Origin of the sequence: Shinella sp. (assembly GCF_052438155.1) — a bacterium.
Classification (GTDB): domain Bacteria; phylum Pseudomonadota; class Alphaproteobacteria; order Rhizobiales; family Rhizobiaceae; genus Shinella.
Genome location: NZ_JBQVPI010000002.1, coordinates 71,545 through 97,278 on the forward strand (window position 1 = coordinate 71,545; position 25,734 = coordinate 97,278).

At 62.0% G+C, this 25,734-nt stretch carries 24 protein-coding genes; 10 read left to right on the plus strand and 14 right to left on the minus strand.

Translation table 11 applies throughout. From position 1 onward, the window contains the following. Positions 1-23 precede the first annotated feature (23 nt). The 6 genes from ACT6VE_RS04965 (at position 24) to ACT6VE_RS04990 (ending at position 6,725) form a co-directional block, all read left to right on the plus strand. Positions 24-1,016 (plus strand): BMP family protein, encoded by a 993-nt coding sequence (locus ACT6VE_RS04965; RefSeq protein ID WP_444797519.1) that lies wholly within the window; start codon positions 24-26, stop codon positions 1,014-1,016. A gap of 39 nt (positions 1,017-1,055) precedes the next feature. Next, complete coding sequence (locus tag ACT6VE_RS04970) at positions 1,056-2,033, plus strand: BMP family protein (RefSeq protein ID WP_444797520.1); 978 nt, start codon at positions 1,056-1,058, stop codon at positions 2,031-2,033. A 74-nt stretch (positions 2,034-2,107) separates the two neighbouring features. Next, the gene (locus ACT6VE_RS04975; protein ID WP_444797521.1) at positions 2,108-3,202 is read left to right on the plus strand and encodes an ABC transporter permease; all 1,095 of its coding nucleotides are present in this window, start codon (positions 2,108-2,110) and stop codon (positions 3,200-3,202) included. Positions 3,203-3,280: 78 nt separating this feature from the next. Then, entirely contained in the window at positions 3,281-4,213 is a 933-nt protein-coding gene (locus tag ACT6VE_RS04980) for an ABC transporter permease (protein WP_444797522.1), read from the plus strand. A 5-nt stretch (positions 4,214-4,218) separates the two neighbouring features. Then, positions 4,219-5,751 carry an ABC transporter ATP-binding protein gene (locus tag ACT6VE_RS04985; RefSeq protein ID WP_444797523.1) on the plus strand — a complete coding sequence of 511 codons (1,533 nt, stop codon included), beginning with the start codon at positions 4,219-4,221 and terminating at the stop codon, positions 5,749-5,751. A 59-nt stretch (positions 5,752-5,810) separates the two neighbouring features. Continuing rightward, positions 5,811-6,725, plus strand: coding sequence for a LysR family transcriptional regulator (locus ACT6VE_RS04990; protein ID WP_444797524.1), 915 nt, complete (start codon positions 5,811-5,813; stop codon positions 6,723-6,725). Positions 6,726-6,784: 59 nt separating this feature from the next. Here ACT6VE_RS04990 and ACT6VE_RS04995 read toward each other — a convergent pair whose 3' ends face one another. Beyond that, positions 6,785-7,462: an aspartate/glutamate racemase family protein gene (locus ACT6VE_RS04995; RefSeq protein WP_444797525.1), complete on the minus strand. Its 678-nt coding sequence runs from the start codon at positions 7,460-7,462 to the stop codon at positions 6,785-6,787. Between the two features lie 5 nt (positions 7,463-7,467). Continuing rightward, a complete protein-coding gene (locus tag ACT6VE_RS05000) occupies positions 7,468-8,925 on the minus strand; it encodes an MFS transporter (RefSeq protein WP_444797526.1) in 1,458 nt (485 codons plus the stop codon). A 162-nt stretch (positions 8,926-9,087) separates the two neighbouring features. On the opposite strand from ACT6VE_RS05000, the gene ACT6VE_RS05005 reads away from it, so the two are divergent. Beyond that, positions 9,088-9,930 (plus strand): MurR/RpiR family transcriptional regulator, encoded by an 843-nt coding sequence (locus ACT6VE_RS05005; protein ID WP_069061394.1) that lies wholly within the window; start codon positions 9,088-9,090, stop codon positions 9,928-9,930. Positions 9,931-9,948: 18 nt separating this feature from the next. Here ACT6VE_RS05005 and ACT6VE_RS05010 read toward each other — a convergent pair whose 3' ends face one another. Further along, entirely contained in the window at positions 9,949-10,353 is a 405-nt protein-coding gene (locus tag ACT6VE_RS05010; protein WP_444797527.1) for a VOC family protein, read from the minus strand. A gap of 254 nt (positions 10,354-10,607) precedes the next feature. Between ACT6VE_RS05010 and ACT6VE_RS05015 the strand changes: the two genes are divergently transcribed. After that, the gene (locus tag ACT6VE_RS05015) at positions 10,608-11,261 is read left to right on the plus strand and encodes a GntR family transcriptional regulator (RefSeq protein WP_444797528.1); all 654 of its coding nucleotides are present in this window, start codon (positions 10,608-10,610) and stop codon (positions 11,259-11,261) included. A 55-nt stretch (positions 11,262-11,316) separates the two neighbouring features. Here ACT6VE_RS05015 and ACT6VE_RS05020 read toward each other — a convergent pair whose 3' ends face one another. The 5 genes from ACT6VE_RS05020 to cysG form a co-directional block, all read right to left on the minus strand. Beyond that, complete coding sequence (locus ACT6VE_RS05020; RefSeq protein ID WP_444797529.1) at positions 11,317-12,129, minus strand: ferredoxin--NADP reductase; 813 nt, start codon at positions 12,127-12,129, stop codon at positions 11,317-11,319. Positions 12,130-12,332: 203 nt separating this feature from the next. After that, positions 12,333-12,833 carry a DUF934 domain-containing protein gene (locus ACT6VE_RS05025; RefSeq protein ID WP_444797530.1) on the minus strand — a complete coding sequence of 167 codons (501 nt, stop codon included), beginning with the start codon at positions 12,831-12,833 and terminating at the stop codon, positions 12,333-12,335. Between the two features lie 11 nt (positions 12,834-12,844). Further along, the gene (locus ACT6VE_RS05030; RefSeq protein ID WP_444797531.1) at positions 12,845-14,521 is read right to left on the minus strand and encodes a nitrite/sulfite reductase; all 1,677 of its coding nucleotides are present in this window, start codon (positions 14,519-14,521) and stop codon (positions 12,845-12,847) included. Positions 14,522-14,531: 10 nt separating this feature from the next. Beyond that, the gene (locus ACT6VE_RS05035; RefSeq protein ID WP_069058711.1) at positions 14,532-14,849 is read right to left on the minus strand and encodes a DUF2849 domain-containing protein; all 318 of its coding nucleotides are present in this window, start codon (positions 14,847-14,849) and stop codon (positions 14,532-14,534) included. A 1-nt stretch (position 14,850) separates the two neighbouring features. Beyond that, a complete protein-coding gene (gene cysG / locus ACT6VE_RS05040; protein WP_444797532.1) occupies positions 14,851-16,290 on the minus strand; it encodes a siroheme synthase CysG in 1,440 nt (479 codons plus the stop codon). Between the two features lie 197 nt (positions 16,291-16,487). On the opposite strand from cysG, the gene ACT6VE_RS05045 reads away from it, so the two are divergent. Then, complete coding sequence (locus ACT6VE_RS05045) at positions 16,488-17,075, plus strand: deaminase (RefSeq protein WP_444797533.1); 588 nt, start codon at positions 16,488-16,490, stop codon at positions 17,073-17,075. Positions 17,076-17,083: 8 nt separating this feature from the next. After that, positions 17,084-17,935, plus strand: coding sequence for a nucleoside triphosphate pyrophosphohydrolase (gene mazG, locus ACT6VE_RS05050; protein ID WP_444797534.1), 852 nt, complete (start codon positions 17,084-17,086; stop codon positions 17,933-17,935). 111 nt (positions 17,936-18,046) lie between these two features. Here the strand turns inward: mazG and hflX are convergent, their stop codons facing one another. From hflX to ACT6VE_RS05080, 6 genes are all read right to left on the minus strand, one after another. Further along, complete coding sequence (gene hflX / locus ACT6VE_RS05055; protein WP_444797535.1) at positions 18,047-19,369, minus strand: GTPase HflX; 1,323 nt, start codon at positions 19,367-19,369, stop codon at positions 18,047-18,049. 77 nt (positions 19,370-19,446) lie between these two features. Then, complete coding sequence (gene hfq / locus ACT6VE_RS05060; protein WP_023514954.1) at positions 19,447-19,689, minus strand: RNA chaperone Hfq; 243 nt, start codon at positions 19,687-19,689, stop codon at positions 19,447-19,449. 98 nt (positions 19,690-19,787) lie between these two features. Then, positions 19,788-20,651 (minus strand): D-amino-acid transaminase, encoded by an 864-nt coding sequence (locus ACT6VE_RS05065; protein ID WP_444797536.1) that lies wholly within the window; start codon positions 20,649-20,651, stop codon positions 19,788-19,790. Between the two features lie 8 nt (positions 20,652-20,659). Beyond that, positions 20,660-22,036 (minus strand): Trk system potassium transporter TrkA, encoded by a 1,377-nt coding sequence (gene trkA, locus ACT6VE_RS05070; RefSeq protein WP_444797537.1) that lies wholly within the window; start codon positions 22,034-22,036, stop codon positions 20,660-20,662. Between the two features lie 30 nt (positions 22,037-22,066). Beyond that, positions 22,067-23,431, minus strand: a complete 1,365-nt coding sequence (ntrX, locus tag ACT6VE_RS05075) for a nitrogen assimilation response regulator NtrX (RefSeq protein ID WP_444797538.1) — start codon at positions 23,429-23,431, stop codon at positions 22,067-22,069. Continuing rightward, positions 23,421-25,691 (minus strand): ATP-binding protein, encoded by a 2,271-nt coding sequence (locus tag ACT6VE_RS05080; RefSeq protein WP_444797886.1) that lies wholly within the window; start codon positions 25,689-25,691, stop codon positions 23,421-23,423. Before ACT6VE_RS05080 ends, ntrX begins: the two co-directional genes overlap by 11 nt. Between the last annotated feature and the right edge of the window lie 43 nt (positions 25,692-25,734).

A 25,734-nucleotide genomic window follows, 5' to 3' on the forward strand; every position in this document is an offset into this window, starting at 1 on the left:
AGCAATCTAATGGGAGGAACAAAATGAAGAAAACTTCAGTTTCACGTCGTTCGCTGCTCGCATCCACCTTCGCATTGGCCCTCGCCGGCATGATCTGGCAGGAGCCAGCCTATGCCGGCGACTTCAAGATGGGCCTGCTTGTGCCCGGCAGCGTCGCGGAGGAAGGCTGGAACCGGATCGCCTATGACGCGCTGAAGCGGGTCGAGAAAGAGCTTGGCGCCAAGATCAGCTATGTCGAGCTGGCCGAAAACCCGGCCGCCTTCGAAAAGGCGTTCCGCGACTATGCCAGCCAGGGCTACCAGGTCGTCCTGGGACACGGCTTCCAGTTCCAGGACGCCGCCCTCACGACGGCGGAAGAATTTCCCGATACCGTTTTCCTCATCTCGTCGAGCAGCGTCCATGAAGGCAAGGTCATCGGCCTCAACACCGATGCCAGCCAGCCATTCTATCTCATGGGCGTGATCGCCGCGACGATGGGCAAGGGTGCCGGCCTCATCGGCGGCATGGAGATCCCGCCGATCTCGCATGCCTTCGAGGGGTTCCGGAAGGGTGCCGAGAGTGTGAACCCTGACTTTCCCGTCTCCACGGTCTTCATCAACAGCTTCACCGATGCCGGCGCTGCCAAGGAAGCCGCCGTCAGCATGATGTCGCAGGGCGCCGACTTCGTCGTTCCCAATGCGAACGCTGCGGGACTGGGCGTCATCCAGGCCGCGCAGGAATCGGGCACGCAATCCGGCACATTCAGCGTCTACAGCGACTACACGGAGGTCGCCCCCAAGAACATCCTCGGCACGTTCATCGCCGATTACGGTCAAGGCATCGTGCGCATCGTCTCGGGCATTCGGGACGGCACCGTGCCGCAAAGCAATGTCGACTTCGGCCTGAAGGACAAGGACGTCATCAAGTTCACCTTCAACGACGAAGCCGCCAGATCGATACCGCAGGACCTGCGCAAACACCTGGAGGAGGTGAGCGCGAAGATCGTTGCGGGCGAGATCCAGACACGCGCGAAATAAGCGCGGTTTATGGGAACTTATCAAATGGGAGGAAGATCAATGAAACTTTCAAGAAGAACATTCCTGGAAGGCGTGGCCGCATTGTCCATCGCCTTTTCCATTCCGGCAATGGCGTATGCCGAAGACTTGAAAATGGGCCTTCTCGTGCCCGGCAGCGTTTCGGAAGAGGGGTGGAACCGGATCGGCTACAACGCGCTGAAGGGCGTGGAGGACCAGCTCGGCGCCAAGATCAGCTATGTCGAGCTGCAACAGAACCCGGCTTCGTTCGAAAAAGCTTTTCGCGACTATGCCAGCCAGGGCTACAAGGTCATCCTCGGTCACGGCTTCGAATTCCAGGACGCAGCACTTGAAGTCGCCCTCGACTATCCGGACACCTACTTCCTGATCTCGTCGAGCAGCATCCATGAAGGCAATGTCATCGGTCTCAACACCGATACCAGCCAGCCGTTCTACCTGATGGGCGTCATCGCCGCGAAGATGGGCCGCAAGGCCGGCCTCGTCGGCGGCATGGAAATCCCGCCGATCCAGCAGGCTTTCGCCGGCTTCAAGAACGGCGCCAAGAGCATCAACCCGGACTTCCCGATCAGCGAAGCCTATATCGGCAACTTCACCGATACGACGGCCGCCAAGGAAGCGGCGCTGAGCATGATCGCTCAGGGTGCCGACTTCGTTGTGCCGAACGCCTCTGGCGCCACGGTCGGCGGTTACCAGGCGATCTCCGAATCCGGTCCGGACGTACGCTCCTTCTCGATCTTCAGCGACTTCACGCCGGTCGCGCCCAACAACATTCTCGGCCTCTACGTCGCCGACTATGCACAGGGCGTGGTGGAAGTGGTGCGCTCGATCAAGGACGGCAGCCCGCCGACGGAAAACGTCATCTTCGGCCTCAAGGACCCGAAGGTCATGTCCTTCACCTTCCGCGATGACGGCCCGGTCTCCGTGCCGGCAGACATCCGCGCCGAGGTGAAGGCGATCAGCGACAAGATCGTGGCTGGCGAGATCAAGACCGGCGAGTAACCGGACCCCGCGCTGCGGCCGACCATCCGGCCGCAGCGCATCCTTGCGCGCCACACCAACATCCGGACCAATCCATGGAACAGATAAACCAGGGAGTGCGTGAGAACGTGTATCCTCAGACCGCCAACGCCCTCTACCGCACGCTCTCGCAAGCCGCGATCAGCCTCGTGACACCCCTCGCCGCCGTCCTCGTCGCCCTTGCCTGCGGCGCCGTCCTGCTCTGGCTCAACGGCTTCAATGGAAGCGACGTCGTCACGGTCATGATTTTCGGGTCGTTCCAGGACATGCGCTCGGTCGGTGAAATTCTCCTGAAGGCAACCCCGCTCATCCTTATCGGCGCGGGGCTCTGCGTCGCCTTCCGATGCAGCATCTGGAACATCGGCGCAGAGGGCCAGCTCTATGTCGGGGCGATTGCCGCGACGCTGGTCGGCACTAGCGTCACTGGCCTTTCGGTCTGGGTGCATGCGCCGCTCGTCATGCTGGCGGGCGCTATCGCGGGTGCCGCCTGGGCCGGCATTGCCGGCTATCTCAAGGTGCGCTTCCAGGCGAGCGAGATCGTCACGACGATCATGCTCAACTACATTGCCATCATCCTGACGAGCTATCTCGTCACCGGACCGATGAAGGATGCAAGCGCCGCCTACCCGCAGTCCGCCCGCCTCGTACGCGAGGCCTGGACGCCGCGCATCGTCTCGGACATGCGGCTCCATATCGGCATTCTCGTCGCCGTGGTGCTGGCGGTCGCGCTCTACATCTTCCTGCAAAGAAGCAGCCGGGGATTTGGGCTGCGCGTCGTCGGCCTCAATCCACACGCGGCACGCTATGCCGGCATGAATGTCGGGCGCAACATCATGATCGCCATCTGTATCAGCGGCGCGATGGCAGGCCTTGCAGGCGCCTTCGAGGTAGCCGGTGTCACGCACCGTCTCTACCAGAATATTTCGCCCGGTTACGGCTTCGAGGGTATCGCCGTGGCGCTGCTTGCCAGCAACAATCCGCTGGCGGCAATCCTCTCGGGCGGGCTGTTTGCGACGCTCCGCTCCGGCTCCGAAGTCCTCCAGATTTCCTCGCAGGTGCCCCAGGTCCTCGTGCTGGTCATCCAGGGAATCGTCATCCTATCTGTCGTCGCCTTTGCCAAGTTGCGAGACATTCTCAGGATCGTGGCCTGAAAGAATGGAAACTCCCGCAAAGAAATTTACTTTGCGTGAAAACAAAAACTTAGGCGACATTCCTGAAGGGTTTTCTTAATGGACGACATGATGTTTCTCACCTTCCTCGCGACGCTCGCCGGCGCCGCCTGGAGGCTTGCGACACCCCTCATCTTCGCCTCGATCGGTGAGGTCTTTTCCGAGCGGGCGGGCGTGCTCAATATCGGGCTGGAAGGCACCATGCTGGTCGGCGCCTTCTGTGGCTTCGCGGCTGCCTTTGCGACCGGCAGTGTTCTTCTCGGCCTGCTCACCGGGGTCGCGGGCGGCATGCTGTTCGGTCTGATCTTCGCCTTCTTCACGATCACCATCAAGGCGGACCAGATCGTGGTGGGCGCAGCACTCAACCTGCTCGGCATGGGCCTCACGGCCTTCCTCTTCCGCACCTACTACGTCTCGACCGGCAAGGGCATCGAGATTGCCCAGCCGGTCCATATTCCCTGGCTGAGCGACCTGCCCTTCCTCGGTGAGGCCTTTTTCCAGCAGAACCTTATCGTCTATTCGACGATCCTCGTCGCGATCCTCGCCACCCTCGTGCTCTATCGCACCTCGTTCGGCCTGACGTTGCGCGCCGTCGGCGAACATCCGAAAGCCGTCGATGTCGCCGGCCGCAATGTCGCGGCCTATCGCTACGGCGCGGTCCTGGTCGGCACGGGGCTTGCCGGGCTCGGCGGCGCGTTCCTGACGCTCGGCCACTCCAACCAGTTCGTCGAAGGCATCACCTCCGGTCGCGGCTTCATCGTGCTGGCCGTGGTCGTCTTCGCTAGGTGGTCGCCGATCGGCGCCTTCTTCGTCTCGCTGCTCTTCGGCCTGTTCTATGCCTTGCAGCTCATGCTTCAGGCCCAGGCGTCCATCGTGGTGCCCTACCAGGTCCTGCAGGCGCTTCCCTACATCATGACGATCATCACGCTCGTCGTGGTCCGCGGCAAGGGTGCAGCTCCGAGCAAGCTCGGCCAGCCCTACGAGATGAGGTAACGGATATGTCCAAAAAACCCTTCCTGCGCATCGACAATATCCGCAAGCGCTTTGGCCCGATCATCGCCAGCGACGGCGTGTCCCTGGAAATCCAAGAGGGTGAGATCCACTCGCTGCTCGGCGAGAACGGCGCCGGCAAGAGTGTGCTGATGAGCATGATCTGCGGCATGGTGCGACCCGACGAGGGCGAGATCATCTACAAGGGTGAGACGGTGCGCTTCAACAGCCCGCGCGAGGCGATCCGCCAGAATATCGGCATGGTGCACCAGCATTTCATGCTCGTGCCCAACCTCACTGTCGCGGAAAACTACATCCTCGGACAGGGGTCCGGCCTGCGTGTCATCAACGACATGGACAAGGTGCACGCAAAAATCCGCATGCTCAGCGACCGCTATGCGCTCGACGTGCGCCCGGACGCCCTCATCGAGGACCTCTCCGTCGGCGAACAGCAGCGCGTGGAAATCCTCAAAACCCTGTTCCACGGCATCGAACTGTTGATCCTCGACGAGCCGACGGCCGTGCTCACCCCACAGGAAACAGACCGCCTGCTCGCCCTGATGCGCGACCTCGTCAAGGATGGGAAGACCGTCGTCTTCATCTCTCACAAGCTGGACGAGGTGATGCGCGTCAGCGATCGCATCAGCGTCATGCGCGACGGACGCGTGGTCAACACCGTCAATGTTGCCGACACGGATGCGCGCGGACTTGCGCGCATGATGGTGGGCCGCGATGTCGGCATGGAGTTGCCCCGCAACCCCGCCGCCCCCGGCCCGCTCGTACTGTCGGTCGAAAATCTCACCTGTCGCAGCGAGGCCGGGCTTCCGGCCGTGCGCGGCGTGAGCCTTCACGTGCGCGCCGGCGAGATTGTCGGCATAGCCGGCGTTTCCGGCAATGGCCAGACCGAACTGTCGTTGGCGCTGGCCGGCCTGCTGCCGGTCGATGCCGGCCGCGTCGTGCTCAACGGCAAGGACATCACGGGCCTCGATCCCGCCCGCATCAATGCCTGCGGCTTTTCCCACATCCCGGAAGATCGGCACAAACACGGTATCGTCATGTCGCTGTCGCTCAGCGAGAACACTATCCTCCAGCGCTACGACCAGCCGCCCTTTGCCACGCGTGGCATGCTGAACCGCAGCGTTATCAGTGAACACACCCGCGACCTCATCAAGCGTTTCCGCGTCAAATCCCGCAACGAGGACCAGCGTATCGGTGACCTTTCGGGCGGCAACCAGCAGAAACTGGTGGTTGCTCGGGAGCTGGCGCGCAATCCGGATTTCATTCTCGTCAACCAGCTCGCCCGCGGCATCGATATCGGTGCGATGGAGTTCGTCATGGAGGAGATGCTGAAGCAGCGCGACAATGGCCGCGCCATCCTGCTGATCTCCACGGAGCTGGAAGAACTTTTCGCCATCTGCGACCGCATCCTCGTGATGTTCCATGGCGAAATTCTCGGCGAACTGCCACCGGACCGCACCCGTCTCGAGGAACTCGGGTTACTGATGGCGGGCAAAACGGAACAACCGGCGCTTGCGGGCTAGACAGGGATGGCTGCGGCAGGGTTTGATAGCGGTCGCATAAACAGGAGGGCAGCACGCCCATGAACATAACCCTGCGGCAACTCAGGGCCTTCATCGCGGTGGCCGAGCTTGGCCAGTTCAATCTCGCCGCCCGGCACCTCCACCTCACCCAGTCGGCAGTCAGCATCCTCGTGCGTGATCTGGAAACGGAGATCGGTGTGCGCCTCTTCGACCGGCACACCCGGATGGTCTCGCTCACCCTTGTCGGTCAGGAGTTCCTGCCGCAGGCGCGAAAGATCCTGAAGGACCTGGAGCTGGCCGTCGGCGACGTGCGCGACAATGCCTCGCTGAAGCGCGGCCAGGTGACGATCGCAGCTGCAATCGTGCTTGCCGCCACCGTGGTGCCGCCGATCCTCGCGCGGTTCCTGCGCATGTATCCGGAAATCACCGTCAACATCCGCGATATGCCGGAGGAACAGATCAGTCCCGCCCTCAAGCGCAACGAGGTCGACATCGCCATCGGCACGATTTCGGAAGACGATCCGGAGATAGCCGCAACGCCGCTGCTGCGCGACAAGCTGATGCTTGTCTGCCGGGAGGATCACCGCTTCGCCAAGCGCAAATCCGTGCGCTGGGCCGAATTGAAGGATGAAACCCTCATCACGCTCGCCGCGTCCAATCCGCTGCGCAACATCGTCGAGCACAATCTCATCCGCGTGGTGCCGAACTTACGGCCGAAATACGAGGTGCGCTTCTCGACCACCGCGATCAGCATGATCGCTGCCGGCATGGGGGTCGCCGTATTGCCGGAAAATTCAAGCCAGCTCGCCTCCGCCGTGCGCGTATTGACCGTTGACCTCATCGAGCCGCATGTCATGCGCGACGTCTCCGTGCTGCAACGGCGCCATCACAGCCTCTCGCCGGCGGCCGAGCACTTGAAAGCCGTGTTCGTTGCCTGGGCAGCGGAGAAGACGGGGTCTACCGATCGCAGCTAAGGGCGCCCCGCTTTCACGGAATCGCCCTGCTCTTTGTTTTCATAAGGCTCGGGTTGGCGTTACACCGCCTGCGGCACGCTCGTGTCCTGCCCGATCAGGCCGATGACCCTCTCCACGGCCGAGGGGATCGGTCCGATCACCGGCGTATCAAAAATCTGCCGTAGCTGATCGGCGGCCTGGCCGAGCGGGCCGCCGCCGATGATCACGGCTTCTGCACCATCCAGTTCGATACAGGCGCGCACCGCGCCCGCCAGCGCTTCGGTCAGAAGGCCGGTATTGGATGAAAGTGCGACCGGATCGCCCTCCGTACAGCGCACGCCCGTGTAGAGATGGGCAAGGCCGAGGTCATGGGCGCGCTGGTCGATGGCTTCGATCAGGTCCGGCGTCGAGGTTGCGACGCCGAATTTCTTGCCGCCCTGCGAGGCCTCAATCATCGAGGCCTCGCAGATGCCGACCACGGGAACAGCGACCTTACGGCGAAGCTCGGCAAGACCGGGATCGCCGAAGGCGCTGACGATGATCCCCGCACAATCCCGGCCGTGCGCGGTGCCCAACTCGACCACCTGCGCGGCAGAGGCTGTCAACTGCTCGGGCGTGACGATCATGGCCGGGCTGCGGCTGGCCGTCACGGCCTTCACATCCAGCCTTTCGGCTGCGGACCTCAGCGCGATGGCCTGCATCATGTCGCTGGTGGTCTCGGAACTGTTGGGATTGATCAACAGTATGTGCGGGGTCATTGCGATTATGCTCCTGCCTTGAGGGGTTCGATTGCGATGTCCTCGCTCTTGCCGATGACATCCGCAGGCTGCGTGAGGTCTTCCATCGACATGCCGTAGGTTTCCGGTCCGAGGCGGATGCAGACGGCGAAGACCGCATACATGGCAGCCGCGAGACCGAAGACGCCGCCCATGCCGTAGCTATCGAACAGGGCGCCCGAAATGGTGGGCACGAAGGAACCGGCAGCCGAACCCGTCGCCAGGATGAAGGCGACGCCGAAGGCGCGGATGCGGGTCGGGAAGAGTTCCGGCGCATAGATCCAGATAGAGGTGTTCAGCAGAAGCACGAAGAACTGGAAGAGCGCGCCGAAGAACAGCACCAGGTAGAGGGTGGTGCCGAGATACATGATGGCGAGTGCGGCAAGGCAGGCGCAGATTGCACCGGTCGTCAGCACCCGTTTGCGCGGGAAGTAGTAGCCGAACATCGAGGCCGCGATGGCGCCGAGAACGCTGCCGCTCTGGATGATCATGCTGTAGAGCAGGCTGCCCTGCAGCGTGTAGCCCATCTCGATGAAGATGATCGGCATCAGCGTGAGCACGGAAAGCTGTGCGCCATAGCTCATGAGGATGGCGATCGATACCGGAATGATACGGCCGAGGAACGGCGCGCGGAAAAGCTCCTTCCAGGCACCCTTGGCGGCCGGCGCTTCGCTCTCCTTGTCCTTCGTCAGATATTCCTTCACCACGAGGTTGCTCGGCCGGAGCGATCCGGATTCCAGCACCGAGAGCACCTTGTTCGCCTCGTCGATACGCCCTTGCGAGGCGAGGAACCGTGGCGTTTCCGGCACGTAGCGGCGGTAGAACACCACCAGCAGGGCCGGCAGTGCAAGCGAGGCAAACAGCCAGCGCCAGCTGTCCTCACCCGGGAAGATGCTGAAGATCATCAGTCCGTAGACGGGCGCCAGGAAGTTGCCAAAACCGCCCGCGCCCACATTGACGAGGCCGGCCGCCGTTCCTCGGAATTTCGGCGAGCAGAATTCCGACAGCATGGTGACGGCCGTCGAGATTTCCCCGCCAACGCCGAAGCCGACGATTGCCCGGGCGATGCAGAGGAACATGAAATCCGGTGCCAGCGCGCAGGCTGCCGAGCCGAGCGAAAACAGCAAGAGATTGAAGGTCAGCATGACGCGGCGGCCGTAGCGATCGCCGAGGATGCCCGAAAGCAGGCGCCCGATGGCCGCGCTGCCGAACGTGATTGTATTCAGGAAGCCGATATCCGTGCCGGTCAGACCCCAATGCTCCTTCAGGAGCGGGCCGGACACGCCGATCGTGTTCTGTTCGAAACTGTCGAACAGGCATCCGATCAGCACCAGCGCAATGATCTGCTTATGCGCACCGGTGACCCCGATGCGGGTGAGCGCCCCCTCCAATTGACGGATTGCCGGCGATGATTTGCCGGACTGCACCATACCTTCTGCTGCCATAGTCTCCTCCTCCTTCTGGCATCAATAAGAAAATTGATTTTCATACGATACATTAATGAAATCCATTTTTCAACAAACTTGATGACAGTTTCGCCACACACGCTTGCGAAGTCCGGCCAGTCCGTTACAACCTTGATTTAATGAAAGAAGGCGATGAATGAGATGAGTTCCACGGATCGTTCGTTCCTGTTTCGCGTGCGCGACGCGCTCAACGAACTGCATCCCGCCGAGCGGCGACTCGGTGACTTCGTCTGCGACTTTCCAGGAGAGCTTGCGAGCTATTCCGCGTCCGAACTTGCCAAGCTCGCCCAGGTCTCGAACGCCACGGTTACCCGCTTCGTCCGCCGGCTCGGCTATGAAAGCTACGAGGAAGCGCGCCGCCATGCGCGCGAGGAAAAACAGACGGGCTCGCGCCTGTTCCTCGCCGCCTCCACCGATGCGGCAGCGGCCCAGTCGGTGGCCGCCCATGTCGCCCAGGGCATCGCCAATCTGGAGGGCACCTTCGCGACGATCACCGATACGCAGGTGGACGCGGTCGCCGATGCGATCCTCAATGCACGCAAGACCTGGGTCCTGGGTTTTCGCAGCAGCCACGCCTTCGCCGACTATCTGCAATGGCAGATGACGCAGGTGGTGGAAAACATCGTCGCCATTCCGGGCGCCGGGCAAACGCTTGGCGAACATCTCGTCAGCGTCACCGACAAGGACGTCGCGATCGTCTTCGGCCTGCGTAGGCGCGTGGCGCAGATGGAGACCATCCTATCCGCCATCGAGAAAAGCGGCGCCAAGCTCCTCTATCTAACGGACGAAGGGGTCGCGCACCGCGCGACGGCGACATGGCATTTCCGTTGTCAGACACTGGCGCCCGGACCGCTCTTCAACCATGTCTCGGTGATGGCCATCTGTCACCTGATCGCAACGCGCGCCATCGAACGCGCCGGCGCTGCCGGTCGCACGCGCCTGCGCGGCATCGAGCGCTTCGGCGACACGCTGGAGGAACTGTAGCCGTTCCTCACATCCGCATCAGGGCCGGCCGTCGGTGAACTCGATGAGGTCCCACAGATTGCCGTAGAGGTCCTTGAACACCGCGACGATCCCGTATTCCGCGGTCTGCGGTTCCCGCTCGAAGGCCACGCCCTTTTCGACAAGAGCATGATAGTCGCGCCAGAAATCATCGGTGCGCAGGAAGAGAAAAACCCGCCCACCCGCCTGGTCCCCGACATAGCGTTCCTGATCGGGCGACGACGCGCGGGCAAGCAGGATCGAGCACGTACCCGTTCCCCTCGGCCGCACCACAACCCAGCGCTTGTCCTGCTCCGCCTGGTAACTGTCGTCGACCAGTTCGAAGCCCAGCGTGTTCACATAGAAGTCGATGGCTTCGTCATAGTCGCGGACGATGAGGGCGATATGGGCGAGGCTCTGATTCATGAAACGTTTCCTCATGACGACTGGGGGCTGGTTGGTTGGTTGGCTGCCCATTCTCGGGCTGTCCGCAAAATGCCTGTCATCCTGCATAAGGCTCGGCATCTGCCGCCGTCAACGTGAATGCTATTGTCGAGAGAATGGTTGCGGCATCGACTTTCAGAGCGAAAGATTGAGTAGAACGACACTACGGAGTTAGCATACCTCGCCCTTCCAAACCGCCACTGATATATCAGTCGACTTGCCAGTCGAATTGCGACATGCCAGTATGTGATATATCAGCGGAGCACCAGAACGTGGACAACGCGGCGTCGCAAGCCCACCTCGCCTATCTCGCCCTCGAAGGGCTGATCGTCACGCTCAAGCTGAAGCCGGGCTCGCTGGTGACCGAGCGCCAGCTCATCGAGCTTGCCGGCCATGGGCGCACGCCGGTGCGCGAGGCGATCCAGAAGCTCGAATGGCAGGGATTGATCGCGGTGCGTCCGCGCGCCGGCTTGCAGATCACGGCAATCCGGCCGGACGACCATGCGCATGTCATGACGACGCGCCGACAGCTAGAACCCCTCGCCGCCGCCCTGGTTGCCGAGCATGCCGAAGACCATCACCGGGAGCAGCTCATCGCCTGCGCGCAAGCCATGACGGCGTGCTCGATCCACTCCGATCTGGAGGGTTTTCTGGCAGCAGACAAAACCTTCGACGAGATCATGGAGGAAGCCTGCCCCAACCGCTATCTGACGGCAGCGCTCGCTCCCCTGCAAACCCATTCACGCCGTCTCTGGTTTACCCGCGCGGACAACCGGCACATGGATGGCTCGGTCGATCGGCATGTGAAGGTCATTCGCGCCATCCGCAACGGCGACAGGCTCGCTGCCGAAACGGCGATGACCGACCTGATCGACTATCTCTCCGCCTGAGGACAAACAAAAAGGGCGACCCGAAGGCCGCCCCGCTTTTCATTCTGCCCGTCGACTAATCGACGAAGGCGCGTTCGATGACGAATTCGCCGGGCTTGTTGTTGGAGCCTTCGACGAGGCCCGACTCTTCCAGCAGCGCCTTGGTTTCCTTGAGCATCGCGGAAGAGCCGCAGATCATGCCACGATCGACCGCCGGATCGAAATGCGGCACGCCGAGATCGGCGAACATCTTGCCATTGCGGATGAGATCGGTGATGCGGCCCTTGAGCGAATAGTCCTCGCGGGTCACGGTCGCATAGTGGCGCAGCTTGTTGCCGACCACTTCGGCCAGGAATTCATGGTTGCGGATTTCCTCGACGAGGTCGAAACCGTACTGTAGTTCGGCGACTTCGCGGCAGGTGTGCGTCAGGATGACTTCGTCGAACTTTTCATAGGTCTCCGGATCGCGCATCAGGCTTGCGAAAGGCGCAATGCCGGTGCCGGTCGAGAACATGTAGAGGCGCTTCCCGGGCGTCAGCGCATCGAGGACAAGCGTGCCGGTCGGCTTCTTGCGCATCAGCACGGTATCGCCCGGCTGGATCTGCTGGAGATGCGACGTCAGCGGGCCGTCCGGCACCTTGATCGAGAAGAATTCGAGTTCCTCGTCCCAGGACGGGCTGGCGATCGAATAGGCGCGGTAGACCGGCTTTTCACCGACCATCAGGCCGATCATGGCGAATTCGCCGGAGCGGAAACGAAAACTTTCCGGGCGCGTCATGCGGAAGCTGAACAGGCGATCCGTATAATGCTGCACGCTCGTCACCGTCTCGGCAAAAACACCGGCGGGAATGGCGGGCACGAAATCTTCGGTCTTGGCAGGTGCGTTCATTTCGGGATCGATCCTGGCTGCGTCGTAAAATCTTGACGATAGGCAGATATTACATGTTGAGCGGCAAAGGAAGGTATCCCGTTCCAATGCGCTGATTGGCCGCGCAATAGTTCTCTTTTTCGCGCTGCCCGGCTTTGATTTCGCGCAAGTCTACAACGCGATTGCGGCCTTTCGCCGGTCCACCCGGCAATCGGACCTGAAAATCAGGCCCGACGACGCCAGCTGTAGGAACCGACCTCTTCCGAGGGGCGTGCCGTCGGCTGGTAATGGTTGTCGATGCCCGGCAGCCGGTTTTCCGCAAGCCGCTTCAGCGCCGTTGCATTGGTGACGGCAAAGCTGTCGATACCACAGCGCAGCATCAGCGGGATCTGGTCGATCAGCACGTCGCCAACCGCCCGAACCTCACGCGAAAAACCTAGGCGCGCGCGCAGCAGCGACGCATGGCTGAAGGCGCGGCCATCGTTGAAGGCCGGGAACGCGACGGCCACGAGCGCCAGCCGGCCGAGATGACCTTCCAGCTTACGCACGTCGTCCGCCGGATTGATCAGCACGCCAAGATCCGTCTCGTCGGTCCCGGATACCTTCGCCAGGAAGTCATCGAGCCCGAGGATAACCTTTTCGTTGGAGCCGGCCTTGGTCTCTTCTGTTTCGACGACCCAGGGATCGTCGGTCACAAAGCCGGATTCGTTCCAGATTTTCGTCATGATCACTCCCCTCAAGCTGCCGCAGCCGCTGCCTTATCACCGTAGAGCGCATCCTTGAAGGGCTGCGGTCCGACGCGACGATAGGCGGCGAGGAAGATTTCGGAGGGATCGAGACGAAGACCCAGATAGGTATCGACGATGACCTCGATGGCATCCGTCACCTTTTCCGGCTCGAAGCCACGGCCGATGATCTCGCCGATAGACGTGTTCTCGTCACCGGAACCGCCGAGCGTGATCTGGTAGAGCTCTTCGCCTTTTTTCTCCACGCCAAGCAGGCCGATATGGCCGACATGGTGATGGCCGCAGGCATTGATGCAGCCCGAAATCTTGATCTTCAGCTCGCCGATTTCGGCCTGACGTTCCGGTGAGCCGAAGCGGTTCGAGATTTCCTGCGAAACCGGGATCGAGCGGGCGTTCGCCAGCGCGCAGTAGTCCAGCCCGGGACAGGCAATGATATCCGTGATGAGGCCGGCATTGGCGGTCGCGAGACCGGCGGCGACGAGGCCGCGGTAGATCGGCTCCAGATCGGCCAGCGCCACATGCGGCAGGATCAGGTTCTGCTCATGGCTGACGCGGATTTCGTCGAAGGCATATTCTTCCGCGATGTCGGCAACCGCCTCCATCTGCACGTCGGTAGCGTCGCCCGGAATGCCGCCGATCGGCTTCAGCGAAATCGTCACCATGCCGTAGTCGGGATGTTTATGCGGCTGCACGTTGTTCTGCACCCAGCGGGCAAAATCCGTATCCGCCTTCTTCCACTGCGCCAGGCTCGCCCAGCCCTCGGCGCGGGGCGCCAGTTCCGGCGGCGCGAAATAGGCGGAGATGGCGGCCACGTCCTTTTCCGGCAGCTTCAGTTCGGTATCCCTGAGTTCAGCGAACTCCACTTCCACCTGCCGTGCCAATTCCTCGGCGCCCGTCTCGTGCACGAGGATCTTGATGCGCGCCTTGTACTTGTTGTCGCGACGGCCATGGAGATTGTACACGCGCATGACGGCGGTCGTGTAGGACAACAGGTCTTCTTCCGGCAGGAAGTCGCGGATCTTCTTGGCGATCATCGGCGTGCGGCCCTGCCCGCCGCCGACATAGACGGCAAAGCCGATCTCGCCCTTTTCGTTCTTCTTCAGATGCAGGCCGATGTCATGCACCTGGATGGCCGCGCGGTCGCGCTCGGCGCCGGTGACGGCGATCTTGAATTTGCGCGGCAGGAAGGAGAATTCCGGATGCACGGACGACCACTGGCGCAGGATTTCCGCATAGGGCCGCGGATCGGCGACCTCATCGGCGGCAGCACCCGCGAAATGGTCAGCCGTCACGTTGCGAATGCAGTTGCCCGACGTCTGGAGCGCATGCATCTCGACGGTCGCGAGATCGGCAAGCGCATCCGGCAGCTCGTTCAGCTTCGGCCAGTTGTACTGGATGTTCTGGCGCGTGGTGAAATGGCCATAGCCGCGGTCATATTTGCGCGCGATATAGGCCAGCATGCGCATCTGGCGCGCATTCAGCGTGCCATAGGGGATGGCGACGCGCAGCATGTAGGCGTGAAGCTGCAGATAGACGCCGTTCATCAGGCGCAGCGGCTTGAAGGCATCCTCCGCCAGCTCGCCGGACAGCCGGCGACCGACCTGATCGCGGAACTGCTCAACGCGGTCGGAGACAAAGGCGTGGTCGAATTCGTCGTAGCGATACATGGAAAAGTCCTCAGGCGGCCGAATTGACCGTCGCAGTCAAGCCGGCATAACCGGCGGCGTAAACAATCGAAGGGCCTTCAGCGCGGATGCGTTCACGCATGCGCAGCGGCCGAAGCACACCATCCACTTCTTCGACGTCGACAACGTTGACGTCAACCACCTTGTTGTCGGCATAGGCCTGCTTGCCGGTCGCTTCCAGCGCATCGACGGCCTCCTTGTGGCGCGCCACGAAGGCGGACTGGAGGTGCTCGTTCCAGGTGCCGGCGGCATCCAGCCAGACGGAGATACCGTCGGAAAGGCGATTGGCTGTCAGAACCTTGTCGGTCATGTCATGCTCCCAATGCTACTGTATCACGAACCGTCTCGCGCAGGGCAAGCGGCGTGGAATGTTCGAAATTGGCGCCGGCAACGGCCTCGCCGATGATCACCATGACCGGACCGGACAGTTCGTCGCGATGCTCCAGGCCCGGAAGGTCCTTGAGCGTGCCGTGCAGCAGCCGCTTGTCACGGCGGCTGGCATTCTCCACGACGGCGACCGTCGTTTCCGCCGGCAAGCCGGCGTCCATCAGCCGCGCGGCGACGGAGGCGGCCACTGTGCGCCCCATATAGACGGCAACGGTCGCGCCGGAAATCGCAAGCCGTGCCCAGTCCGGCAAAACGGCGCCCGTGAGATCGTGGCCCGTCGTGAAGACGAGCGAGGAAGCAACGCCGCGCAATGTCAGCGGCAGTTCGAAATCGGCGGCCGCGGCAAAGGCGGAGGTGATGCCGGGCACGACCTCATAGGTCACGCCCGCCTGGCGCAGCGCCGCCATTTCCTCTCCCGCGCGACCGTAGACAAGCGGATCGCCGGATTTCAGGCGCACGACGCGTTTTCCCGCCTTGCCAAGCTCGACAAGCAGGTCGTTGATCTCTTCCTGCGACTTGGAATGACAGCCCTTGCGCTTGCCGACGGAAAGACGCTCGGCATCACGACGCCCCATATCGACGATCGCCTGCGGCACGAGCGCGTCAAAGACGATCACATCGGCTTCCATCATCACGCGCTGGGCGCGCAGCGTCAGCAGGTCTTCGGCACCCGGGCCGGCGCCAACGAGCCAGACATGGCCTGCGGCCTTGCCCTGCGAATTCAGAAGCGCCGTGGCGGAGCGGCGCGCCAGCTCGATATCGCCATTGTTGACGGCGTCGGCGACAGCACCCTGGAAGAAGCGGCGCCAGAAGACACGGCGCGTTACACCACGCGGCAGAATGCTATCGACGGCTTGCCGATAGCCGTTGGCCAGACTTGCAAGACGACCGAGCGACGGCGACAGGATCTGGTCGACCTGCGCGCGGATCATCTGCGCCAGCACCGGGCCGGCGCCTTCCGTGCCGATGGCAACGGCGACCGGTGCGCGGTTGACGAGGGCCGGCGTGAAGAAATCGCAATGATCCGGCTGGTCGACGGCATTGACCGGGATGCGCAGCTCGCGGGCGGCCGCGGAGATGGCCCGGTCGGCGGCCGCATCACCCGTCGCTGCGAAGACGAGTGTCGCATCCACAATTGCCTGCGCCGAAAAGGGCGCGCGAACGAGCACGAGGCCGTTGTCGGCGATGAACCGGGCGAAATCCGCCTCCGGCTCTTCTGCCAGAACGACGATCCGGGCATCCGTGTTGAACAGCAGACGGGCCTTGGCAAAAGCCTCATCGCCTTCGCCCACGACAACGACCGTTCTGCCGCTGGTGCGGAAGAACGCCGGGAATGTCGAAAGCTTCTGCTGCGATACAGTCATGGTCTGGTCCGGTTGAAGTGTGCGCACTATCGCGAAAAATGGCCACAAATAAAAGAAACAGAAATTCCAATGCCCAAGGAGGGGCGTATTGTTTTGCTCCGAGGTCCGGCATTTTGAGCATAAGTCACCGGGCACCCTTGCCCGCCCGCCCGGGCACCCGCTAAGGATGCCACCATACGCCAATCGGGGATCCCATCATGGACCAGGCCGCCCTCGCAAAACGTCTGCTCGACGTCATGGAATTCGACATCCTGCCGCTGACACGCGACGGCGTCGCGGCCGGCAACAAGATTTTTGGCGCGGCCATTCTCCGCAAGGCCGACCTCTCGCTCGTTCTGGCCGAAACCAACAACGAGACGGAAAACCCGCTCTGGCACGGCGAAATTCACACGCTGAAACGCCTGTACGAGCGCGTGGAGAAGCCGGACACCAAGGACTACGTCTTCCTCTCGACGCATGAGCCCTGCTCCATGTGCCTTTCCGCCATCACCTGGGCCGGCTTCGATAATTTCTACTATTTCTTCAGCCATGAAGATTCGCGCGACAGCTTTGCCATTCCGCACGACCTGCGCATCCTGAAGGAAGTCTTCCGGCTCGATCCGGGCGGCTACGCGAAGACCAACGCCTTCTGGCATTCCGCCGCCATTTCCGACCTCATTGCCACCGCCGACGAGACTGCGAAAGCAGACCTCCAAAAGCAGGATGCCGAAATCCGCGCCGCCTACGACGCCCTGTCCGAGACCTACCAGTCCGGCAAGGCTGACAACAGCATTCCGCTCAACTGAGACGCACCATGGAATCGAGCCGCGACATCGAGCGCCTGATCGACATCATGGCCGCCCTGCGCCAGCCGGAAACCGGCTGCCCCTGGGACATCGTCCAGACCTTCGAGACGATCAAGCCCTACACGATCGAAGAAGCCTACGAGGTTGCCGACGCCATCGAGCGGAACGACATGGATGACCTCTGCGAGGAGCTGGGTGACCTTCTCCTGCAAGTGGTCTTCCATGCCCGCATGGCAGAGGAGCGCGGCGAATTCGATTTCGGCAGTGTCGTCGAGGCCGTCACGCGAAAAATGATCCGCCGCCACCCGCATGTCTTCGCCCGCTCGGATGCCGACACACCGGCAGCGGTGAAGCTGCAATGGGACGAAATCAAGCAAGCGGAGAAACGCGAGCGCAAGGCGCGTCGCACCCGTCGCGGCCTGCCGGACGACCCGTTGCGCGGCCATCTCGGCTCCGTGCAACGGTCCTTCCCCGCCCTTGTCGAAGCCCTGAAGCTTCAGGAACGCGCCGCCAAGGTGGGGTTCGACTGGTCAGAGCCGGCACCAATCCTCGACAAGATCGAGGAGGAAATCGGCGAGTTGCGCGAGGCGCTTCGCAGCGACGACCAGAAGGCGGTCGCCGACGAACTCGGCGACCTGATCTTCGCACTTGTCAACATCGGCCGCCATGTCGGCGCCGATCCGGAAATGGCGCTGCGCGGCACGAACACCAAGTTCCGCAATCGCTTCTCCCATATCGAGGACAGCCTCGCCGCCAATGGCGAAAACCTCGAAGAGGCAACGCTAGAGCGCATGGAAGAGCTATGGCAGGCCGCCAAGCAGATCGAGCGCAGCCTGGCTAACGCAACGTCAGCAGAATGACGTTGCGTTAGCGTAATTCCAGCAAAAGTTCGCAGCGGTTTTGCGTGCCGCGAATTGCGTAAAAACAAAGAGGTAGAGCGTTTTCGCTATTCGAAGAAAAGCGGAAATGCTCTAACGCTCCCAATCCTCGCGCTGAGTTTTCTGGCCGATACCGAGCCGGCGGTCGAGTTCGGCGGCTTCGGTTTCCGTCAGCCGCAGTTCGAGCCGCACATTGCCGTCTTCCATATCTTCGCGCAGATCGATGATCGAATGATCGTAGATCCACGGCAGAAGCTGCAACTGCCTCACCGGCACGATGACGTCTCGGTCGACGAGCACGCCGGAAAGCCGCCGGTTGATTTCGCCAAGCAGCGTATCGACACCCTCGCCCGAAATCGCGGAAACGGCGATCACGTTCGACTGGTTCTCGGACTTCTGCACAAGCGCCTCACGGGCCTCCGGCTCCAGCCGGTCGATCTTGTTCCAGACTTCGAGGATACGCTCCGCGCCGTCCTTTTCGTCGATGCCGAGATCGGTAAGGATGCGCAGCACGTCCGACGATTGCGCACCATTGTCCGGATCGGACATATCGCGCACATGGAGAATCAAGTCGGCTTCAAGCACCTCTTCCAGCGTTGCGCGGAAGGCGGCGACGAGATGGGTCGGCAGGTCGGAGATGAAGCCTACGGTATCCGACAGAATGACGGTGCGGCCCTGCGGCAGCTTCATGCGGCGCAAGGTCGGGTCGAGCGTCGCAAACAGCATGTCCTCGGCGAGAACCCCTGCCCCGGTTATCCGGTTGAACAGCGTCGACTTGCCGGCATTGGTATAGCCGACGAGTGCCACGATCGGGTGCGGCACTTTCTTGCGCTTGGAACGGTGCAGCTGGCGGGTGCGGCGCACCTGCTCCAGCTCGCGTTCCAGCTTGATGATCTTGTCCTGCAACAGCCGACGGTCGGCTTCGATCTGCGTTTCACCCGGACCACCCATGAAGCCCGCGCCACCGCGCTGGCGTTCAAGGTGGGTCCAGCTGCGCACGAGACGGCCCTTCTGATAGTTGAGATGCGCCAGTTCGACCTGCAGCGTGCCTTCCTTGGTGGAGGCGCGCCGGCCAAAAATTTCGAGAATGAGGCCGGTCCGGTCGATGACCTTGGCGTTCCATTCCTTCTCGAGATTGCGCTGCTGCACGGGCGTCAGCGGATGATCGACGATGACGAGGCCCGCATCATGCTCATCGAGCGATGCCTTGATCTCCGCGATCTTGCCGGTGCCGAGCAGCGTACCGGGTTTCGGCTGGCTGACGGGCACGACGGCAGAATGGACGATCGTGAGGTCGATGGCACGGGCGAGGCCGACAGCCTCTTCCAGCCGTGCCTCGTCGGAACGCGTGATAACGGTCGGGTTGGATTTAGCGCGCGCCGACTTCAAGACTGGAGCGATGACAACAGCGCGCATGTCGTCCCGGCGTTTTTCGACGTCCGGGACGATGGAATCCTTAGTTGAATCGGATTTGCTAATTTTCGTGGGTCCTGTCAGGAGCCGCTTTCCTCGGTCTCGAACATCTGCAGCGGCTGGCCCGGCATGATGGTCGAGATCGCGTGTTTGTACACGAGCTGCGAGTGACCGTCGCGACGGAGAAGCACGCAGAAGTTGTCAAAAGAAGTGACAACTCCGGTCAGCTTGACCCCGTTGATGAGAAAGATCGTGAGAGAAATCTTTTGCTTGCGAACGGTATTAAGAAAAAGATCCTGCAGGTTTTGAGAACGTTCCGCCATCGCGCCGCTTCTTTCTGATTGCCGGCCCTTGAGACCGGTTGACTAAAAATAAGTTATCCCCAGCCCGGCAAGAAATTCCGGGACCGTCGATTTTGGTATCAAATCGCGGTCTTCTCCGCAACGGCGAAAAAGGCATCCCGGATTTTCTGCGCCATCATGCCCGTATGGCCGTTGGCGATCGTCTGCCCGTCGATGGAAACGACCGGTAGACAGATCGTCGTCGCCCCGGTGATGAAAACTTCACGCGCCTCCAGCATGTCGGCAACGGTAAAGCGCCGCTCCTCGACATCAATCCCTATTTTTTCCGCCACGTCCAGCAGCGTCGTACGCGTGACGCCGCGTAGAATGGCGTGATCGGCCGGGCGCGTCACAAGTTTTCCGTCACGATCGACGATCCACAGGTTCGTCGCACCGCCCTCGGTGACATTACCGTCAGCATCGACGAAAATCGCCTCCTGCGCGCCCGCCTCCTTTGCCTGCTGGCGCGCCAGCACGTTCGGCAGGAGCCCGACGGTCTTGATGTCCACCCGGCCCCAGCGATTGTCGGCAACCGTGACCGCCTTGATGCCTGCCGCATATTTCGCGGCGTTCACGGCTGGGTTCAGGGCCTTCGCCGTCACGATGAGCGTTGGCCGCACCTCCGGTGAGGGGAAAACGTGGTCACGCTTCGCCCGGCCGCGTGTCACCTGGAGATAGACCATGCCGTTGACGACGCGGTTGCGACGCAGCACCTCCCGCATGATACCCGCCAGCGCCGCCCGCGGCATGGGCGGGCGAATACGGATTTCACCGAGCGAGCGATCCAGCCGGTCGAGGTGACGCGTCATGTCGACGATAAAACCTTGCTGCACCTGACAGACCTCATAGACCGCATCCGCGAAGACGAGGCCGCGGTCATCGATATGCACGGCTGCATCGGCATGGCGGACATAGCGGCCGTTGACATAGGCAAAGCGAGGCATGGACAACCTTAAAAATACTGAATGCTGACGCGGAACAGTTGCTCGACATGGCGCACGGCGGCGGCGGCGGCAAAGAGCACCACGCGGTCCTTCGCCTTGATCTTCGTGTCGCCATCCGGCCGAATCACCGTCTTGTCCCGATAGATCGCGCCGATGCGGATACCCGGCGGCAATTCGATGTCCCGCAGCGGCTTGCCGACAAGCGGTGACGTTTCCAGGGCTTCCGCCTCGATAACCTCGGCCGAGCCCTTCTGCACCGCGTAGACCGAGCGGATGCGGCCCTTGCGCACGTGTTGCAGAATGCCCGAGATCGTCACGGCGCGCGGATTGATATGGGCGTCAATGCCAAGCGTCTTGGTGAAATCCTGGTACATCGGGTCGTTGATCAGAACGAGGTTCTGCTTGCAGCCGAGGCGCTTGGCCATGACGCTGCCGAGAATGTTGATCTGGTCGTTGTTGGTCAGCGCCACGATCAGGTCGGCATCCTGGATATCGGCTTGCAGCAGCATCTTCTGGTCGAGTGCCGAACCGTGCAGCACGACGGCATTGCGCAGCTTGTCGGCAACGGAAACCGCGCGCTCACGGTCGCTCTCGATGATCTTCAGCCGGGTCTTCGGCTGATAATCCTCGATCGCCTTGGCGACAAAGTAACCGATATTGCCCCCGCCGGCGATGACGATGCGCGCTGCCTCCTGCTCCTCGTGGCCGAAGAGCGCAAGCGTACGGCGCACATGCCCCTTGTCGCAGACCACATAGGCGAGATCGCCCGAATGCAGCTGGTCGGTGGAGGTCGGCACGAAGAGCTTGCCGTTCGAGAAGATTCCGGTGACGGTGGCGTTCAAATCCGGGAACAGTTCGCTCAGCTGCTTCAGCGGCGTCTCGACGACCGGGCAATCCTCCATGCACTCGATCGCCACCATGACGATGCGGTCGTCGGCAAAGCGCACGACATCGGTCGCACCGGGGAAGGAGATGCGCCGCAGCACCATCTTGCCGACCTCCACCTCCGGCGAGATGGTGACGTCGATCGGCATGTCGTCGCGCGAAAAGAGATCGGAGTATTCCGGCACAAGGTAGCTCTGCGAGCGAATGCGGGCGATCTTGGTCGGCACGTTGAACAATGAATGCGCCACCTGGCAGGCGACCATGTTGATCTCGTCGAACAGCGTGACGGCGATCAGCATGTCCGCCTGGTCGGCACCGGCCTTGGCCAGCACTTCCGGATGGGCGCCATGGCCGACAATACCGCGGACATCGAGCGTCTCGGTGATGGCGGCGATCAGCGACGGCTGCGTGTCGATCACCGAAACGTCGTTGCCCTCTTCCGAGAGCCGTTCTGCGATACCGTAGCCGACGCGTCCGGCGCCACAGATAATGACCTTCATACCCTAAAACCCCGCAGTCCCCGGACGGCCTTATACGCCAAGCGACTTCAGTTTGCGATGGAGCGCGGAGCGTTCCATGCCGACAAATTCGGCGGTACGGGAAATGTTGCCGCCGAAACGGTTGATCTGGGCGATGAGATAGTCACGCTCGAACATTTCACGCGCTTCGCGCAGCGGCAGCGTCATGATGTGCTGGTCGCCCTGGGTCGAAATCTTCGGCAGCATGTCACCCACTTCCGTCGGCAGCATGTCGGCGGTGATCGGCGTATCGGGACCATCACTGCGGGCGAGGATCATCAGACGCTCGATATTGTTGCGCAGCTGGCGGATGTTGCCCGGCCAGTCGTGGGCCTGCAGCACGGCGAGCGCATCGTCACCGATTTTCCGCGCGCGGATGCCCGCCTGCTCGCTGATCTGGCGCATGAACATGTCGACGAGGAAGGGAATGTCTTCGCGGCGTTCTGCCAGCGGGGGTACACGCACCGGCACGACGGCAAGGCGGTGATAGAGGTCCTCGCGGAAGCCGCCCTCGGCGATCAGGCTTTCGAGATTGTAGGCCGTGGAGGAGATGATGCGCACATCCACCCTCACCCGCTTCGCGCCACCAACCCGCTCGAACTGCTGGTCGACGAGCACGCGCAGGATCTTGTTCTGCGTCTCGCGCGGCATCTCGCCGATCTCGTCGAGATAGAGGATACCGCCATGCGCCTCTTCCAGCGCCCCTGTCTTGCGCGACTGGCCGGGCGTGCCTTCCGTCCCGAACAGCGCGACTTCCATGCGTTCCGGCGTGATTGCCGCAGCGTTGAGCACGACGAACGGTCCGGTTGAACGGGTCGATTTGCGGTGGATCATGCGTGCCACCAGTTCCTTGCCGGAACCGGAGGGGCCGAGGATCATGATGCGGCTGTTGGTCGGCGAGACCTTGTCGATGTTCTGGCGCAGCTGCGAGACGGCAACGGAGGTGCCGATCAGCTCAGCCGGATCGCCCGACCGCTTCTTGAGTTCCGTGACCTCACGGCGCAGCTTGGAGTTCTCCAGCGCTCGCTCCGCAATGAGAATCAGCCGATCCGCCTTGAACGGCTTCTCGATGAAATCGTAGGCGCCACGGCGGATCGCCGAAACGGCCGTCTCAATATTGCCGTGGCCGGAGATCATCACGACCGGCAGGTCCGGATACCGGCTCTTGATTTCGTCGAGCAGCGCCAGACCGTCGAGCTTGCTGCCCTGCATCCAGATGTCGAGAAAGACGAGACGCGGCACGCGATCGCTGATCGCGGCCAGCGCGCTGTCGCTGTCATAGGCGGTGCGCGTTTCGTGCCCCTCGTCCGAAAGGATACCCGAGACAATCTCGCGAATGTCCTCTTCGTCATCGACTACGAGAATATCAGACGCCATGGCTCATTTCCTTGCTCTTCTTGTCCTCACCGATGGCCACTGTTTCCTCGTAGGGCAGGATCACGCGGATCATCGCCCCATGGCCATTGTCGAAGTCCGTTGGCGCGTCGTGCAGTTCGAGCTGCCCGCCATGGTCTTCGATGATCTTCTTCACGATGGCGAGGCCAAGCCCCGTGCCCTTCTCGCGCATCGTCATATAGGGTTCGAGAATACGGTGACGGTTCTCCGTCGGCAGGCCCTTGCCGTTGTCAATGACATCGACGACGAACCGCCGTCCCGCATCGTCGGGCGTCGCACGAACGAGAATCTTGCGTTCGTCGCGCGCGCCATCCAGAGGCAGCGCCTCGATTGCTTCCACCGCGTTCTTGATAAGGTTGCCAAAGGCCTGGCCCAGCATGCGCGCATCGAACAGCCCCGCCAGCGGCACTTCGCCCAGGTCCTTGCGGAACGTGACGTGGTTGTTGCCCATTTCGCGCAGGAACACCGCATCCTTCAGGATGTTCCGCAGGTCCGAACGCTCCTTGGTCGGCTTGGGCATGCGCGCAAAGGATGAAAACTCGTCCACCATGCGGCCGATGTCCTCGACCTGCCGCACGATCGTATCCGTGCACTGGTCAAAGACCGCCCGGTCCTCGGGGTCGATCTGCTTGCCATAGCGGCGACGGAGGCGTTCTGCGGAGAGCTGGATCGGCGTCAGCGGGTTCTTGATCTCGTGGGCGATGCGCCGCGCCACATCCGCCCAGGCCGTCGAGCGCTGCGCGATGACGAGGTCGGTAATGTCGTCGATGGTGACGACATAGGACTCCTTCGCATCCTTCGCTTCTTCCCGCGTGACCTGCACGTTGAGCGTCCGCTCCTTGCCGCCATGCATGACATTGAGCTGCTTGCGATGGTCGTTGCGGTAGCGGTTCGAACCTTCGGTGAGCACCGCCGCAATTTCGGGTGCCACCTCCGCCAATGGCTTGCCGATGAGATCGCTGACGTTGCGTCCCAGGAGCAGTTCTGCCGAAAGGTTGGCGATCGTCACCCGCCCATCCTCCTCGACACCTATAACGGCAGCGGTCACGCCAGACAGCACGGCCTCGATGAACCGGCGGCGATACTCGACCTCGTCTTTCGCATCGAGGATCTGCTCCTGCTGCGCGCGGATTTCAGCAATCATCTTGTTGAAGGTGCGCGAGAGGTTACCGACGTCGCCATCCACCGCACGAACCGGCACGGTCACATCCAGATTGCCGGAGGCAACGCTATCGGCCGCGCCGATGAGCTGGCGAATAGGGCGAACGATCCGGTCGGCGACGGCGATTGCCGTCCAGATCGCCGCGAGCAGCACGATGAGGGCAAAACCGAGATAAAGCACGCCGAAAGCGATCTGCAACGTCGTGCGGCCGGCCTCAAGTGCGCGATACTCCGCCGTGTTCTCCTCCATCAGCCGCATCGAGCGCATGACTTCGGGGTCGACGGTGCGGATCGTATAGAGGAAAGCATCCGGAATGTTGTCGAGCTTGATAATGGCACCGACGAGGTTCGTCGTCCCCGGCGGAATCAGCGTCGGCTGGCCCGCGGCTGACGCGCGCAACGCTTCCTCAGGGACCGCCGGCAACGGACTTTCCGTGTGGATGTTGGCTTGAACGAGGGTTGAGCCATCGGCACGCAGAAGGAACGCACCAAGCATGCCGCGGCCGCGTGCCTGCCGCGTCATCAATTCTATGAAGCCCGTGCGGTCGAGGCTGTAGAGCTGACGATTGCGATCGAGGTCGTTTGCCATCGACACGGTCTGGCCCTGAAGATAGCTCGCATTTTCAAGCATATAGGCCTGCGCCACATTGAGCGACGAGCTGACGATCGACTGGGTCCGGATCGAGAACCAGCGATCGAGGCCGACATCCAGCGTGATGGACGCAAAGATCGCGACCAGCACGGCTGGCGTGATGGCGACAATGGAGAAAAGGGCGACGATCCGCACATGCAGGCGCGCCGCGGCGCGGCCGCGCCGACGGGCGCGCAACAGCCGCAGGATTTCGCGACCGATCAGGAACATCAGGCCGACGATGAAGATCGCGTTGATCGCCGCCGATGCGATGACGACATTGGCTTCAGGCTTGATCGGCGTCAGGCCGAGCAGGATGAAAAGAGAGATCGTCGCGGCGACAAGTGCCCCGCCGGCCAGCAGCAGGCCAGGCAAGGCAAAGGACGCGCGGCGGTCGCCGCCCGTTCCCGCGTCGCTCGTTGCCGAAAGCAGGCTTACGCCCTCATTCATCTGCCGCATCGCTTCCCCGACCGGATACCCGAAGGGCGCCGAC